This is a genomic window from Mycobacterium sp. 050134, from assembly GCF_036409085.1.
Lineage (GTDB): Bacteria > Actinomycetota > Actinomycetes > Mycobacteriales > Mycobacteriaceae > Mycobacterium.
Map to the genome: position 1 here is coordinate 225,814 of NZ_JAZGLV010000001.1, position 14,625 is coordinate 240,438.

Here is a 14,625-nt window from a genome sequence, read left to right on the forward strand (position 1 = left end):
CTGTGAACACGTCGAACATGGGGGAAAGTACACATTTCCAACACTTTTCCTCCATAGGGCCCACGCTCGGAAACAGGAGCGAAGGCTGCACCCGAACCAATGACTCACGACACTAGCCGCTCGCAGGGGTCCCAGGGGCAGCCCCGAGTGCGATCCCCCGCGTTTCCGGCAGCCAATAGGTGCAGACGAGGCTGATCAGCGCCAGGGTCGCCATCATCAGGCCGATGGCCCAGCCGCCGTAGTGCGCGAGCAGCGGGCCGGCAACGATCGGCGGTACCGCACCACCGACGATGCCTGCGAGGTTGAGTGCCAGCCCAGCGCCCGTATAGCGGTACCGGGTCGGGAAGAGCTCCGGTATGAAGGCCGCCATCGGCGCGTAGGCGACTCCCGCGATTGCGTAGATGCCGGCAATCACCAACGCGAACAGAACACGGTTGCCGGTGTCGATCAACGGGATGACGGCAAAGCACCACGGCAGCCCCAACACCCATGCCGCGATGATCATCGGACGGCGCCCCAGTCGATCGCACATGGTGCCGGAGAACACCACCGCCACCGTCCAGACGACACCACCCAGCGTGCCGGCGATCAGGATCGAGTTGCGCGAGAGACCGACCCTGCCGTGGGCATAGCTGGTCAAGTACGTGCCAGCCATGAAGACAAAGGTGTAGACGGCCACGAAGCTTCCCGATGCCAGCAGCAGCCTCACGGGCTGCGAGCGGATGACCTCCACGATGGGCGCACGCGGCGGCGGCGCGGTCGCCAATTGCCCTTTGAAGACCGGGGTTTCGCCGATGTTGAGCCGCACGTACAAGGCGACCGCGATGAGCAGCGCGCTGAGCAGAAACGGCATCCGCCATCCCCATTGCGTGAATGCCGGACTGGTTTCGCCGATCGTGAAATCCACCAGGAGGAAGGTCAGGCTGGTCAGGACGAGGGCGACGCCGACGCCCAGCGGCGTGAACATGCCGTAACGGCCGCGCTGGGAGGCGGGCGCGTATTCGGCACCCAGCAGCGCCGATCCCGCCCACTCACCACCGACGGCGAACCCCTGCAACAGCCGCAAGGTGAGCACGATCAACGGCGCGGCGGCACCGATGGTGGCGGCGCCCGGGGTGAGGCCGACCGCGACGGTCGAGAGCCCCATGATGAGCAGCGTCGCGACCAGGGTGGCCTTGCGGCCCAAGCGGTCACCGAAGTGGCCGAAGACCGCACCGCCGACCGGGCGGGACACGAAGGCGGCCGCGAACGTCCCCATCGATGCGATCGTCGCCATGGTGTGGCTCAGGTTCGGGAAGAACACGGCGGGGAACGTGAGGGCCGCCGCGGTGCCGTAGATGTAGAAGTCGTAGAACTCGACGGCCGTGCCCACCATGCAGGCGATGGCGACGCGCGTCCGGGAGCCGGCCTCCGGCGGCGCGACGGCCGATGGTGAAGCGCCGATTTCCGGAGCCTGTTCGCTGCGCATCGTGCTGATGCTACAAAGCGCGCTTCGGCGAGCTGACCGAAAGTCGACCTACGCCCGACAGAGGATTTCGCCGTGCGGGATCGACAACCAGCCATCGGGATCGGCGGCCCACGCACGCCAGGCCGCGGAGATCGCCCCCAGCTGCGCGGATGTGGCGAGGCGTGAGTCCACCAGCTGGCGAGCCAGGTCTGAGTCGAGGATCCGGTCGGCCCACATCCCGCCCCACCAGTCGCGCGTCGCGGGAGTGGCATAGCACCAGACGCTGGCCGACGGCGCGACATCGTCGAATCCGGCCGCGTGGGCCCAGGCCACCAATTGCCGGCCGGCGTCGGGTTCACCACCGTTGGCGCGGGCCGCCCGGCTGTAGAGGTCCAGCCAGGAGTCCAGCGCGGGGAGGCGGGGGAACCAGATGAATCCCGCATAGTCGGCGTCGCGGGCCGCCACGATGCCGCCCGGCCGACAGACCCGCTTCATCTCCCGCAGCGCCCGCACGGGATCGGCCACGTGCTGCAACACCTGGTGAGCGTGGACGACGTCGAACGAGTCGTCGGGAAAGTCGAGGGCGTGGACGTCGGCCACGGCGAACGCGACGTTCGGCAGCTCGCGGCGCCGCGCTTCGGCTTCGGCGACCCCGAGGACTTCGGCGGACCGGTCGACGGCAGTCACCGGTCCGGCCGAGACCCGGGCGGCGAGGTCGACGGTGATGGTCCCGGGTCCACAGCCGATGTCGAGCACCGACAGCCCCGGGCACAGATAGGGAAGCAGGTAGGCCGCCGAGTCTTCGGCGGTGCGCTGCCGATGACTGCGCAACACTGACTCGTGATGGCCGTGCGTGTATTTGGCGTCGCTGCTCATAGATGCAGCCTACCGACCGCCGCCCATATTTTGGAATGCAAATCTCACATTATGGGACATTTAGTCGACGGGTACGTTGAGGATCGGTCGATCGACGGCGGCGCCCGGGGCGTCGAAGTGCCACCACTCCCCCGAGTACGGGGCCAGGCCGCCGTACGTCATGGCGTCGCGGAGCTGGGCACGGTTGGCCTGGGCAGCGGCGCTCACCCCCTGCGTCGCATATGCCGTTGCGCGAGAGGAGAAGTCGTCGAAGTCGGTTCCCATATCGGCCAGGCAGAGGCCATTCACCTGTCGGTCGGACGGGCACTGCGCTTGGACGGCGGTGAAGGTTACGTCGACCGAAAGCCCGGACTCGTGGCTGTGCGCGTACCTGCCGGGGCGCGCGACCCAAGCCGGGTTCGGAACGACGTTGAACATCCTGACCTGGACGTCGTGCGGCCGGTAGCAGTCCCAGAAGACCATTAGGTGGCCCTGCGGGCGCAGCGCGGCGGCGGCCGCCCCCAAACCGGGAGCCATGGATTGATGCACGAGGCACCGGGCGTCGGACGGATACAACTGCGTGTGCGTGAAGTTGTTCGTGGTGGCGTAGCGCAGGTCGATCACCCCGTCGGGAACGACGGTGCGGACGTCGACGAAACCGGCCGCGCGGGCGGCGTCGCTGACCGGCGGCACGTCCGCATGGGCCGGCGCGGGCACCACACCCCAGACCGCGACGGCGACCGCGGCCGCAAACCGGTTTCTCCGGCGAGCCATCCCAACATTGTCGGGGCTAGCGGCTCCAAATGCCGTGCGCCACACCCGCCGCTGCCCCTAACCAATGTCGCCGTCGACGTAGCGCTGCAGATTCGGCGCCACCGCGGCCACCACTTCGTCGTCGGGCATCGACGCCAGCGGCTCGATCCTCCACACGTAGCGCAGGAGCGCGAAGCCAATGAGCTGGCTCGCGATTAGGCCGCTGCGACGCAGGCGGTCGGCCTCGTCGTCGCCGAGCGTGGATTCGCCAATCAGGCCGCGCTCCACGATCATCCGGAGCTTCTCGCGAGTCTTGGGCTCATGCGCGGCGGTCAGCACGATCGCCCGCAAGACCGGGCCGACGTCCGCGTCGTCCCACGCCTCCAGCACGTTGCGGATCAGCCGCGCGCCGAGATCGGCCCGGGGGACCGCCCATGTGGCGACGACTGAATCGAGCCACTTCCGCGGCGGCGCCGTGGCCGCGTCGAGCAGGCCTTCCTTGGAACCGAAGTAGTGGTAGATCAAGGCCGGGTCGACGTCGGCGTTGCGGGCGACGGCCCGGATCGCCGTGCCGGCCCAGCCGTGCTCGGCGAATTCGTTGCGCGCCGCGGCCAGGATGCGCGCCGCCAGCACGCCGCGCTCGTCGCGCGGTCCGGGAGAAATCGATCGCTTCGCCACGCCGCCACCCTACGTCAAGTTTCATCTTGCGTTGAGACTTATCTCAACATACGGTGAAACTATGGCCGCCTCCAGGACACTCAACGGTCCGCAGACCACCGGGCGCGAGTACCGCAACCTCAGCGAGCCGCGGTACGCATCTCGCACGGACATCAATATCGCGATCGGAATGCGCGACGGCACAGACCTTTTGGCCGACATCCACCGACCCGACGCCCAAGGGCGATTCCCCGCCCTGGTGGCGGCCTCGCCGTACCCGCGGCAGATGCAGGACCTCGGCGCCCCGGCCGGGTTCATCGAGGCCGGCGTCACGGACTTCTGGGTCCCGCGGGGCTACGCGCACGTGATCGCGAACGTCCGCGGAACGTGCGGCTCGGGCGGCACCTTCGGGTTCTTCGACGCCCAGGAACGCCGCGACATGTACGACCTCGTCGAATGGGTTGCGGCGCAACCCTGGTGCGACGGCAACGTGGGCATGATCGGCATCAGCTACTTCGCGATGACCCAGCTCGAGGCGGCCGTCGAGCGCCCGCCTCACCTCAGGGCGATCTTCCCGCTCGCCGTGACGAGTGATCTCTACGAAGGCGCCAATCACCATGGGCTGCTGAGTTCCTCGTTCATCACACCCTTCCTCGCCATGATGGGCCTGACATCCGAACGCAGCGACGGGTTGTGGCGCAGCAAGCCGGTCGGGTTGGCGCGCCGGGTGTTGCACACGCAGCGCCTACACCAGAAGTTCGAGACCATGAACGGCGAGGCGGCGGTGACCATGCTGCGTCAGCTCCTGCGCCTGCCGCACGATCCGCACCCGTGGGACGAGCTGTGGCAGGAGGCCGCGGTCAAGCACCCCGCGCGCGACGAGTGGTGGGAGGAACGGAATCTGCTCCCGCTGCTGCAGAACATCGACATTCCCGTGTACCTGGGCTGCGACTGGGAGAACGTGCCACTGCACCTGCCCTCGACGTTCGCGACGTGGGAGGCGCTGGCGCACAACACAGGTGTGCGCATCGGGATGCTGGGCCGGTTCGGCCTGACGTGGCCATGGGAGAGCATGCACACCGAGGCGCTGGCCTGGTACGACCATTGGCTCAAGGGACGCGACACGGGCATCACCGAGGGCCCGCCGATCCGCTACTTCCTGCCCGGCGCCGGCGAGTGGCGCGCCGCCGACTCCTGGCCGCCGTCTCAGGCACCGCATCGTGAGCTCGCACTGCGCGCCGACGGCGGGCTAGACGACGACGAAGGGGAACCCGGCGGCCGCGTGCTGATGGTGCTGGGAGGCGGGCTCGGCCGCGTCAAGCCGAGCGCGATCGACCCGCCGTCGACGCTGAGCTGGACCGGCGCGCCACTGGCCCGCGACATCGACGTGGTCGGCGACATCGAGCTGCGGCTGGTCGCCTCTGCGACGGCGATCGACACCGCGTGGATCGCAACGTTGCAGGACGTCGCGCCCGACGAGGAAGCGATCGACGTGACGGCCGGGTGGCTGCGCGCCAGCATGCGCGAGGTCGACGAGGCCGCCAGCCGCCCCGGCGCGCCGATGCTGCCCTGCCGCAACCCGAGGGCCGTTCCGCTGGGCGAGGATGTCGTCTACCGAATCCCGTTGGTGCCTAATGCCCGGCGCTTCGAGGCGGGTCACCGAATCCGCCTGGTGCTCGCCAGCGACGACCAGGACCCGTCGACCCCGGCGATCATGAACTTCCGGCACGCCAGCGTGGGCACGAGCAGCCTCAACACGGTCCGATCGTCGTCGAGGTTGCTGATCCCGCTGCTGGGGTAGCGCGCGACCCCGACGCCCGACCAAGCACGGGATAATCTCGGCGGTGGCAACGGCATGACCAATACCGCAGCGGCCAGCGGTACGAGATATCCGAGACGACCTTCCCAAAGGGGGCGAAGCCCATCATGGCCGGGTACCGAAAAATCGCCGCGCTGGGCAGCTCGTATGCGGCCGGCCCCGGCATCGCCTGCTCGGACCCCGGGGACGAGGCAACGAATAACGGAACCCCGATGTCTTCGTCCATCCGGGAGACCTGCCCGTCACCCTCCGAGTTCGCTGCCATCTGCCGGAATTCGAGCTTGGATGCCCGCGAGCAGCATGTCGAGAGCCCGCTCGAAATCAGCGGCCATGGTCGACTTTTGGCTGGTTTGTGCGAGCGCGGCCATACGCGGGTAGTGGCTTCCGGCCAGTCTGCCGATGCGGTCGGCGACAGTTGCGTTGGCTTGCTCTCGGTCTATTCCCGGCAGGGGACCGGCGAGCTCGACCTGGGCCGCGCCCATGACGAGGCTGAGCACCCCGCGAAATGCCGCGAGTAGGTCTCGTTCGTCGAGTTGCCTACGATCAAGGGCTTCGATGAGGCGCTCGGCCGGCGGGTAGCCGGCATCGCTGGCGGTTCGCCGGGTCAGGACCAGCGGCACGGCGTTGGGATGGCGGCGCATCGCCTCCCAGATCGCGGTCGCGATGGATTTGACGTCGGCACGCCAGTCCGCGGAGCGTGGCGGGAGATCGACGTCGGCCATTACGGCTTCGGCGACGAGCCCTTCAAGGTCGTCCCGGTCTCTGACGTAGTTGTACAGCGTCATCGGCCCCGTACCAAGCGCGGCGGCCAGTGATCGCATGCTCAGAGACCCAAGACCGTCGCGGTCGACAATGTGGATCGCCTTGGCCCGCACTTCGTCGATCGTGAACCGCGCCCGCATCGTGCGCACCACCCGCCCTTCCACCCAAACAACCCTTGACACGTACGGCGTACGTATCGTACAACAGGTACACCGTACGTATTTCTGGAAGGATTTCACATGGGGGCTCAACTCACTACGGAGAGGGTGCACTTCGATTCGCACGGCACCCGGTGCGCCGGCTGGCTGACCTTGCCCGCGGGAGTGGGCCCGCATCCGGGAGTCGTCCTCGTCCATGGCCTCGGAGCCACCCACGAGATGTCGATGGCCCAGTATGAGCAGCACTTTGCGGCATCGGGATTGGCCACTCTGGCCTTCGACTATCGCCACTCCGGGGAGTCCGCCGGCCAGCCGCGGCAGCGGTTCGTGATGCGCCGCCAGCAACAAGACGTCGAGGCGGCGCTCAACTACTTGCGGCACCACGCCGACGTCGACCCAGACCGTGTTGGGTTGTGGGGCACCAGCCTTGGCGCGATGCATGCGCTCCGGGTGGCCAGTCAGCGCGCAGATGTCCGGGCCGTGGTCGTGCAATGCCCCATCGTGCATGGGCCGGCGACGCTGTCACGAAACGGCGCGTGGCGGGCCCTGCGAATGACACCAGCGATCGTTGAAGACGCGCTGCGTCGCGTGTGCCGAGCCGGCCACAGGTACGTCCCCATCGTGGGCGAGCCAGGCAGCCTCGCCGCGGTCACCATTCCCGGGGCCCTGGAAGGGTGGTATTCGACCGTCCCGCCCGACGGGGGCTTCGACAACCGCCTTGCCGCTGCTGACGTCATCGGCATCTCAATGGCCAGCACAAAGCGCCGAGCCGCGAAAATCTCTGCGCCGCTGCTCGTTTGCGTATCTCGGCGAGAGACGCTGATGGACCCGCGCCACGCCGAGGACGTGGCGCGATCGGCCCCGGGCGGAATCGCCCGCCACTTCGACGGTGATCACTTCCAGATCTACCATCCCCCGCTGCTGGCCGAGTTGCTCACCGAGCAAACCACATTTCTGCAAAAGCAGTTGCATGTCCGCAACGACTGATTCCCTGCGGGACAACGACGCCCGATTCGCCGAGCTGGCGCGCAATCTCACTGCCGCGCAGTGGGCCCAACCGAGTCTGTGTACCGAATGGACCAATCACGACGTGTTGGCGCACCTCGTCGTCGGCTACACGGCGTCGCTCGGCTCGATCGCCACCACGATCGTGCGGCGAGGCGGTTCGTTCAACGCGACCAACACCGACCTGGCGCGCACCGTGGCGGCACAACGTGCGCCCGACGACCTGATTGACGAATTCGCCGCCCTGACAAGGGTACCCCGCGGCATCGGTCGCGTCTTCCCCCGACGTCTGCTATTGGGCGACCACGTCGTCCACGAACTCGACATCGCCTACGCGCTCGGCAGAGATTCGGAGATACCCACCGCAACCGTCGCCGCCGTCCTCGACACGCAAGTCCGCATACCCAACCCGTTCGTGCCTGCCGCCGCGCGAGCGCGCGGGCTGAATCTGGTTGCCGCCGACGCGAACTGGTCGCACCACGCGAACGGACCCACCGTCACCGGGCAGGCCGCCCACCTCGCCTCGGTGTTGGCCGGCCGGCCCTGGGCGCTGCCAAAACTGTGCGGTCGGGGCGTCGAAGTGCTTGCCGCCCGGCTGTGAGCCATCGCGACCCATTTTCCGGAGACGATGACATGTTCACCCGCCAGGACGCACGGAATGCTACGGAACCTTTCCATGGCTATTCGTAACGCCCCGCTCCCCGTTTCGTGGCGTCGATCCGGACGGCGCCACACCGATGGCCCGATCATGGTGGTCATTCGCAAGTTACGAATTGCGCCGTCCCGCCCATGCCTCATGAGAGTTCACCCATCACGCCGGGGCGCAGATCGACCGCCGTCCGGAACGTCGGCTCCAGGACGTGACGCGGTAACTCCTTGCGGGACCGTCAATTACGGCAAGCGGCCGAGCCAATTCCAATTGCGGTCGCGTCCAGCGTTCATCCGATATACGATCCTATTTGCCCTGTATACAGAGGGGTGGGATGGCATACGATCAGGCGGCTGGCGCAGTAGCGCTCCGGCTATGCGCCGGGGTTCGAGGGCTTCGACGCGTCCTTGGCGGAGGGCACCTGACGACTCCAACACCGCGCGGGTGAATACGGCGAAGCGATCAGTTCAATCAGCTCGAGGGGAAGGGACAAATCCACCATGGCCGGTCCGGCAACCAACAACAATCCGTCAGTGGTCGATTATGTGGTGCGGCGACTCGCAGCCCTGGGCATCAAGCACGTGTTTGGCGTTGCCGGTGATTTCGCTTTTCCCATCGACATTGCCATCGAGGAATTCGACGGGCTCAGCTGGATTAACTGCAGCAATGAGTTGAACGCGGCCTACTCGGCGGACGGCTACGCGCGGATAAACGGCGCCGCCATTCTCAGCACCACGTATAACGTCGGCGAAGCCGCCGCGCTGGCCGGGGTCATGGGATGCAAGGCCGAACGGGTGCCCGTCTTCCACCTGGTCGGCGCCCCGAGCGCACGGATCACACGGTCCCGCAGGCATATGCACCACTCCTACGGGGACGGAAACCTGGACCAGTTCCGTTCTTACAGCGAGGTATCCGCTTGTGTGAGCGCATATCTCACCCCGCAGAACGCCATCCCGGAGATGGAGAGGGTGATCTTCGAGGCGCTGTCGCAACGCATGCCCGCCTACATCCAGATCCCCACCGACCAGGCGATGATGCCGGTCGTGGGTACGCCGGTCCGCGGCGTACCCCTTGCCGAGGCGCCGACGTTTTCGAGCAACGCTCAGGAACTCGACGCCGCGATGACGGCGATCACGGACCGGCTTGCGACGGCACAATCGCCGGCGATCCTGGCCGCATTCACGATTGCGCGCTACGGACTGCAAAGCGAACTGGAAGCACTGCTGGCCGCGACCGACATCCCGTTCGCCACCACAGGGATGAGCAAGGGGTTGCTGCCGGAATCGAATCCGCTCTACCTCGGCCAGTACAACGGGGAATCGTCGATGGGCGACGTTCGCAAGATTGTGGAGGGCGCGGATCTCGTGCTCGACCTGGGTGGCATCGTCTACAGCGACAGCGAAACCGGTGGGTACAGCGCACACCTCGATCCCGCCAAGGTGATCACGGTTTTCCCCGACCATGTCAGAATTGGCGCCGTCGCCGAGACGGGTGGCCGCGGCGAGTCGACCTACGGGCCGGTGCACTTCAAGGACGTCCTGGTGGCGCTCACCAAGCAAGCCGCCAGATTCACCGCGCCCGCGTTCGCGCGTCCCGTGTCACCGTTCCCCGCGTCGAGCGCGCCGGGCGATCCAGTGACCGACCTGTCGCTGTTCTCGCAACTCGAGCAGTTTCTCGAGCCCGGCGACACCCTGGTCGCCGACACCGGGACCTGTGATCTGGCAGCAACGGCAATGCTGTTGCCTGACGGGGTGCAGTTCCAGCACGCGCAACTGTGGGGCTGCATCGGCTGGGGAACGGCCGCGGCCTTGGGAGTGGCCCTGGCAGACCCAGATCGGCGCGTGATCCTGGTTCAGGGCGATGGCGGCCACCAGCTCACGGCCAATCACATTGGAACAATGGGCTATTACGGGATCAACCCCATCATCGTGCTGCTGAACAACGGCATCTTCGGCATCGAAGAGATCGTTCTGGGGAACAGCGATCCCGCCAAGATCCGGTACTTCAACAAGCTGGCCCCATGGCAGTACCACAAGCTTCCAGAAGCAATGGGCTGCCGCGACTGGTACTGCACGAGCGTCCAGACCAACGCCGAGTTCAGCGCGGCATTGGACCATGCGCGAACGCACCCCGGTGCCGCATACATCGAGGTCCTGTTGGGCAGCCACGAACTGGTTCCCGCCGAATCAGCCGAGTCCGTCGACAGGATCTACCAGACCGGACCGCCGGGACTGTAGGCATCGCGGCGGTCCGGATTTGCGTCCCATCGCCGCTGCCGACCGAAATTCACAAGGCGTGTTCCCTGTGAATGTGCAGTGCGCGAACCTGTGCCGACCCGCAGTCGATAGCCCCCATACACTCTGAAACCGGAAGAGCCACCAGATCGCGCCCAGCGCCGCGCCGAGCCGACCGGCTGCCCGAAATCCCCATGGCAGCCGCGACAGCAAGCCACAGCTTGGCATCGGCCGCGTTGCTCAGCGCCTCATGGACTCAATCTATGCCCTTGGTGACATCCGTGAGGCCAGGATGATTTGTTCGCGTGTGTCCTGCTCGACGCGACCGGTTCGAAACCAGAGGTGGCATTCGTCCACGACGGCGATACCGGCGCGTCATTGTAGAGGGGCGTTCGGACGCGACGCGCTTGTCTTGACTAATGATCGGGGTTCAGACAGTGGATAACGCCAGGAAAGGTCAGCCTATCGACCACGGCCTTGCTGATCAGGGCCATCATCGCCGCGTGGCTCGACCTCACAGTGGTGATGAGGGCGCAATTGCGGCCGCCGAACACATTGCGGCACAGATTCGTTCAGATGAACAACCCCTGGGCACTCGTGGCCAACCGTTCGCTCGACGCTCTCCCTTCATCGTCGGTCTGACGGCCTCCGCCGGTGTGGCCGTCACGTACGGAGCGGTGCGTATCCTGGCCTCCGCATCATCGGTTCTGGTGTTGGTGGGCGCGGCGCTTTTCTTCGCGCTGGGACTGGAGCCCGCCGTGTCATCTCTGGTGAACCGGAAAGTTCCGCGGTGGGCGGCGGTCAGCCTGGTCGTGGTCGTGGTGGTCGGTATCATCGCGGGCGCTCTGGCGGCCGCGATTCCCCCGCTGGTGGCCGAAGCACGCCAATTCATCGAGCAGGCGCCACATTATCTACAGGACGCCCAGAACCACTCCTCGGTAATCGGCAGGATCAACGATCGATTCCACGTGCAACAACGGATCACCGATCTAGTCCACGGCTCGGGATCTTCGACGGTCGAAGGATTTGTCAGGGTCGGCGAGTCGGTGTTTGGGGCGGTGTCACACCTCGGGATCGTCGCGGTCATGACCGTCTACTTCCTGGCCGATATGCGCCGGATCCGGGCGGTGCTTTACCGGTTCGTCCCGAACTCGCGGCGCCCCCGCGCGATACTGATCGGTGACGAGATCATGGCCAAGGTCGGCGACTACATGTTCGGCAACGTGCTCACGTCGGTGATCGCCGGGGCAGCCACGGCAGCGTGGTGTTTCGCCCTCGACGTCCCATACCCCATGCTGCTCGGCGTTTTCGTCGCGATCGCAGATCTGTTCCCCTACGGGTCATCGGTCGGCGGTTTTGTGGTGGCCCTGGTAGCCCTGACAGTGTCGATCCCGGTCGCCGCCGCCACGCTCGGTTTCTACATCGCATTCCGCCTGGCGGAGGACTACCTGTTGACGCCGAAAATCATCGGACACGCGGTCAGGGTCCCCGGGGGTGTCACCGTGGTGGCCGTTCTCATAGGCGCGGCGCTGCTGGGCGTGGTCGGCGCCCTGGTGGCGATACCGGTCGCCGCGGCCCTGCAGATCTTGGTTGCGGAACTGGTATTTCCCACCCTCGACGAATCATGATCGGCCACCGCGCCGGTGCGGTGAGCACCTCGGCGCGTCCGAGCCGAGCAGATCACCGACCGGCTGGTCGAAGACAGCGAAGAGTCGAGGGGGACGGATCCGACACAGAGTTAGGAGCGACGGCACCTCGTTTTTGGCCCATATTTGCCCCATCGCCGAGTCCGAATCGGTGATGACGAGTTCGTAGACAGAGCGAAGCGAGACGCTGAACTGCACAGATGCTTGGTGGCCAGGGGCGGGATCGAACCGCCGACCTTCCGCTTTTCAGGCGGACGCTCGTACCGACTGAGCTACCTGGCCGGAAGGCATGAAAACGTGCCTCGCCGTAGTGGCGACCCTGACGGGACTCGAACCCGCGACCTCCGCCGTGACAGGGCGGCGCGCTAACCAACTGCGCCACAGGGCCTTGCTACTGCTCCGCGTTACCGCGTCGCGTACCCCCAACGGGATTCGAACCCGTGCTACCGCCGTGAAAGGGCGGCGTCCTAGGCCACTAGACGATGGGGGCCAGAACCGAATCACTCCGGGGTACTCGCAACAACGATACGTTGGAGCCCCGTCAGCTTAGGTCACGCCGGCCCGAATCCTCAAACGAGCATCGTTCGGGCCCGCGCTCGGACCCAGTATCCTGAATCTTCGCGCCCCTATAGCTCAGTTGGTAGAGCTACGGACTTTTAATCCGCAGGTCCTAGGTTCGAGTCCTAGTGGGGGCACTCAAAATGGCGCATGACCTCGGTGGACACCCCGCCCGTCCGACGTCGAACCGGCTGCGCCCGCGCCGCCCGTCGACACCATCCTGGGCCGCCCGGAGCGAAGTTCGGCCGGTCGGCGGTGTGCCGGAGTTTGTCGGCCAAACGGCTTGACTATGCTTCGCAGGATGAGTGTCGATGCGACCCACCCAAAGGCGCCCGTAGCGCTGGTAACGATGGAAATCCGCCACCCAGCAACGGATTCCCTCACCGAAACTTCGAGCGGCGAGCTCAGACGCCTGCTCACCGACCACCTGCCGATCGAGCGCCAGGCCCAGGATGTCGCGTGGGGCATGGGCGCAGGGGGAAGTCCGGCCCCCCAGGCCGAGCGTTTCGTTCGGTACACCAACCGCGACAACACGCTCGCCGCCTCCATGAAGAGCCAGGCGATCACCATCGAGACCACCGCCTACTCCAACTTCGAGCAGCTCCTCGAGGTCGTGATGCGGGTCATCGACGCCCGCTCCATGGTGTCGGACATCGTCGGGGTGGAACGCCTGGGTCTGCGCTACGTGCTGGAAGTGCACGTCCCCGTCGGGGTCGACGGCCGAGTCGAGTGGGCTAACTGGATCGCCGAGCCGCTGCTCGGACCGCAGGGAATCGCCCCCGCCGGGCTCACCCTGACGGAGTGGCAGGGCGCCGCGGTCTACCGGGAAGCCCAGCCGGGTCGGTCGATGATCGTGCGTTACGGCCCGGGGGTGGGCCAGGCGCTCGACGCCAACTACCACCTCCGCCGGACCATGCCCGTCGAGCAGGGTCCGTTCTTCCTGCTGGACATCGACAGCTTCTGGACGCCCACCGGGTCGATCCCCGAGTTCAACCGCAACGAGGTGTTGACGACGTTCCAGGACCTCTACGAGCCGGCGCGCACCGTCTTCCAGGAGATGCTCACCAGCAAGCTGAAGGACGACCTGCTCAGCCGGTAGCCGCGGCGGGAGTCAGCCCGCCTTGTGGCGAAGCACCGCGCGGCTGTAGGTGACGTCGGCGAATGCCGCCGCGAGGTCGTCGTCGGGATAGACGAAGCCGTTGGCCGCGTACAGCTCCGTCACGACGTGCGATTCGGTCTCCCAGCCCCGCTGGGTCAGGTAGCCGAGGATGTGGCTGCGCTGACCGTGGTAGACGAGGTCGTTGAAGTCGATCTCGAAGCCGAGTTCGCTCATCCGGTCGTGGTGCGCGCGCCACCGCTCGTCGGTGAAAACGGCCGTATCCGGGACGAACTCGAACGCCAGCCGGCTGCCCGGGGCGCTCAACGCGGTGATGTTGCCGAACAACGCGTCCTGCGCCTCGTCCGGCAGGTAGACCAGCAGCCCCTCGGCGCTCCACGCCGCCGGCGCCTGCGGATCGAAGCCCGCGGATTGCAGCGCCGCCGCCCAGTCGTCGCGCAGGTCCACGGCCACGGTGCGCCGTTCGGCCGTGGGCTCGGCGCCTAGGTCGCGGAGCGTCACGGTCTTGAACTCGATGACCTCGGGCATTTCGACCTCGTAGACGATGGTGCCGCCCGGCCATGCCAGGCGGTACGCCCGCGCGTCGAGTCCCGACGCTAGGATCACGGCCTGGCCGATGCCGCTCTGCGTCGCCTCGAGGAAGAACCGGTCGTAGAACCGCGTGCGGCAGGCCATGCCGCGGGCCATCCGCTGCGGGTCGAACTCGGAGTCGCCGCCCACGGGAATCTCGCCGTTCACCAGGCGGACGTAGACGTCGATCCCGACGGCCCGCACCAGCGGCGCGGCGTAGGGATCGTCGATCAACTTCTCGTCGGAGGACAGCGCCCGCTGCGCGGCGACCATCGTCGCCGTCGCACCGACGCTCGTCGCGAGATCCCAGCGGTCACGAGCCGTGCGCGCCATTGTGGCTTCCTCCCGGCCAAAGAAATATAGACAAGCTAGTTACTACCACAGGGGGTCAACCG

At 66.5% G+C, this 14,625-nt stretch carries 12 protein-coding genes and 4 tRNA genes; 7 read left to right on the plus strand and 9 right to left on the minus strand.

Features of this window, described 5'->3' with window-relative positions:
- Positions 1 to 112: 112 nt before the first annotated feature.
- The 4 genes from SKC42_RS01160 to SKC42_RS01175 form a co-directional block, all read right to left on the minus strand.
- Positions 113 to 1,375, minus strand: coding sequence for an MFS transporter (locus SKC42_RS01160; protein WP_330962639.1), 1,263 nt, complete (start codon positions 1,373 to 1,375; stop codon positions 113 to 115).
- A 141-nt stretch (positions 1,376 to 1,516) separates the two neighbouring features.
- Positions 1,517 to 2,323, minus strand: coding sequence for a methyltransferase domain-containing protein (locus tag SKC42_RS01165; protein WP_330962487.1), 807 nt, complete (start codon positions 2,321 to 2,323; stop codon positions 1,517 to 1,519).
- A gap of 60 nt (positions 2,324 to 2,383) precedes the next feature.
- Positions 2,384 to 3,076 (minus strand): M15 family metallopeptidase, encoded by a 693-nt coding sequence (locus SKC42_RS01170; protein WP_442931927.1) that lies wholly within the window; start codon positions 3,074 to 3,076, stop codon positions 2,384 to 2,386.
- Between the two features lie 57 nt (positions 3,077 to 3,133).
- On the minus strand, positions 3,134 to 3,733 hold the full coding sequence (locus SKC42_RS01175) for a TetR/AcrR family transcriptional regulator (RefSeq protein ID WP_330962488.1): 600 nt from the start codon (positions 3,731 to 3,733) through the stop codon (positions 3,134 to 3,136).
- 61 nt (positions 3,734 to 3,794) lie between these two features.
- On the opposite strand from SKC42_RS01175, the gene SKC42_RS01180 reads away from it, so the two are divergent.
- Positions 3,795 to 5,513: a CocE/NonD family hydrolase gene (locus SKC42_RS01180; protein WP_330962489.1), complete on the plus strand. Its 1,719-nt coding sequence runs from the start codon at positions 3,795 to 3,797 to the stop codon at positions 5,511 to 5,513.
- A gap of 260 nt (positions 5,514 to 5,773) precedes the next feature.
- Here SKC42_RS01180 and SKC42_RS01185 read toward each other — a convergent pair whose 3' ends face one another.
- Complete coding sequence (locus SKC42_RS01185) at positions 5,774 to 6,433, minus strand: TetR/AcrR family transcriptional regulator (protein ID WP_330962640.1); 660 nt, start codon at positions 6,431 to 6,433, stop codon at positions 5,774 to 5,776.
- A gap of 99 nt (positions 6,434 to 6,532) precedes the next feature.
- Here SKC42_RS01185 and SKC42_RS01190 point away from each other — a divergent pair, with 99 nt between their 5' ends.
- From SKC42_RS01190 to SKC42_RS01205, 4 genes are all read left to right on the plus strand, one after another.
- The gene (locus SKC42_RS01190; RefSeq protein ID WP_330962490.1) at positions 6,533 to 7,438 is read left to right on the plus strand and encodes an alpha/beta hydrolase; all 906 of its coding nucleotides are present in this window, start codon (positions 6,533 to 6,535) and stop codon (positions 7,436 to 7,438) included.
- Positions 7,422 to 8,057, plus strand: a complete 636-nt coding sequence (locus tag SKC42_RS01195) for a maleylpyruvate isomerase family mycothiol-dependent enzyme (protein ID WP_330962491.1) — start codon at positions 7,422 to 7,424, stop codon at positions 8,055 to 8,057. Before SKC42_RS01190 ends, SKC42_RS01195 begins: the two co-directional genes overlap by 17 nt.
- Before the next feature lie 548 nt (positions 8,058 to 8,605).
- A complete protein-coding gene (locus SKC42_RS01200; protein ID WP_330962492.1) occupies positions 8,606 to 10,342 on the plus strand; it encodes an alpha-keto acid decarboxylase family protein in 1,737 nt (578 codons plus the stop codon).
- Positions 10,343 to 10,758: 416 nt separating this feature from the next.
- The gene (locus SKC42_RS01205) at positions 10,759 to 11,967 is read left to right on the plus strand and encodes an AI-2E family transporter (RefSeq protein ID WP_330962493.1); all 1,209 of its coding nucleotides are present in this window, start codon (positions 10,759 to 10,761) and stop codon (positions 11,965 to 11,967) included.
- Between the two features lie 223 nt (positions 11,968 to 12,190).
- On the opposite strand, the gene SKC42_RS01210 is transcribed toward SKC42_RS01205, so the two are convergent.
- The 3 genes from SKC42_RS01210 to SKC42_RS01220 form a co-directional block, all read right to left on the minus strand.
- A tRNA-Phe gene (locus tag SKC42_RS01210) sits at positions 12,191 to 12,267 on the minus strand.
- Between the two features lie 29 nt (positions 12,268 to 12,296).
- A tRNA-Asp gene (locus SKC42_RS01215) sits at positions 12,297 to 12,373 on the minus strand.
- 29 nt (positions 12,374 to 12,402) lie between these two features.
- Positions 12,403 to 12,475 (minus strand) — tRNA-Glu (locus tag SKC42_RS01220).
- A 132-nt stretch (positions 12,476 to 12,607) separates the two neighbouring features.
- Here SKC42_RS01220 and SKC42_RS01225 point away from each other — a divergent pair.
- Positions 12,608 to 12,680, plus strand: a tRNA-Lys gene (locus SKC42_RS01225).
- Positions 12,681 to 12,832: 152 nt separating this feature from the next.
- The gene (locus tag SKC42_RS01230; protein ID WP_442931928.1) at positions 12,833 to 13,642 is read left to right on the plus strand and encodes a TIGR04255 family protein; all 810 of its coding nucleotides are present in this window, start codon (positions 12,833 to 12,835) and stop codon (positions 13,640 to 13,642) included.
- A 12-nt stretch (positions 13,643 to 13,654) separates the two neighbouring features.
- Here SKC42_RS01230 and SKC42_RS01235 read toward each other — a convergent pair whose 3' ends face one another.
- Positions 13,655 to 14,563 (minus strand): class I SAM-dependent methyltransferase, encoded by a 909-nt coding sequence (locus SKC42_RS01235; RefSeq protein ID WP_330962495.1) that lies wholly within the window; start codon positions 14,561 to 14,563, stop codon positions 13,655 to 13,657.
- Positions 14,564 to 14,625 lie beyond the last annotated feature (62 nt).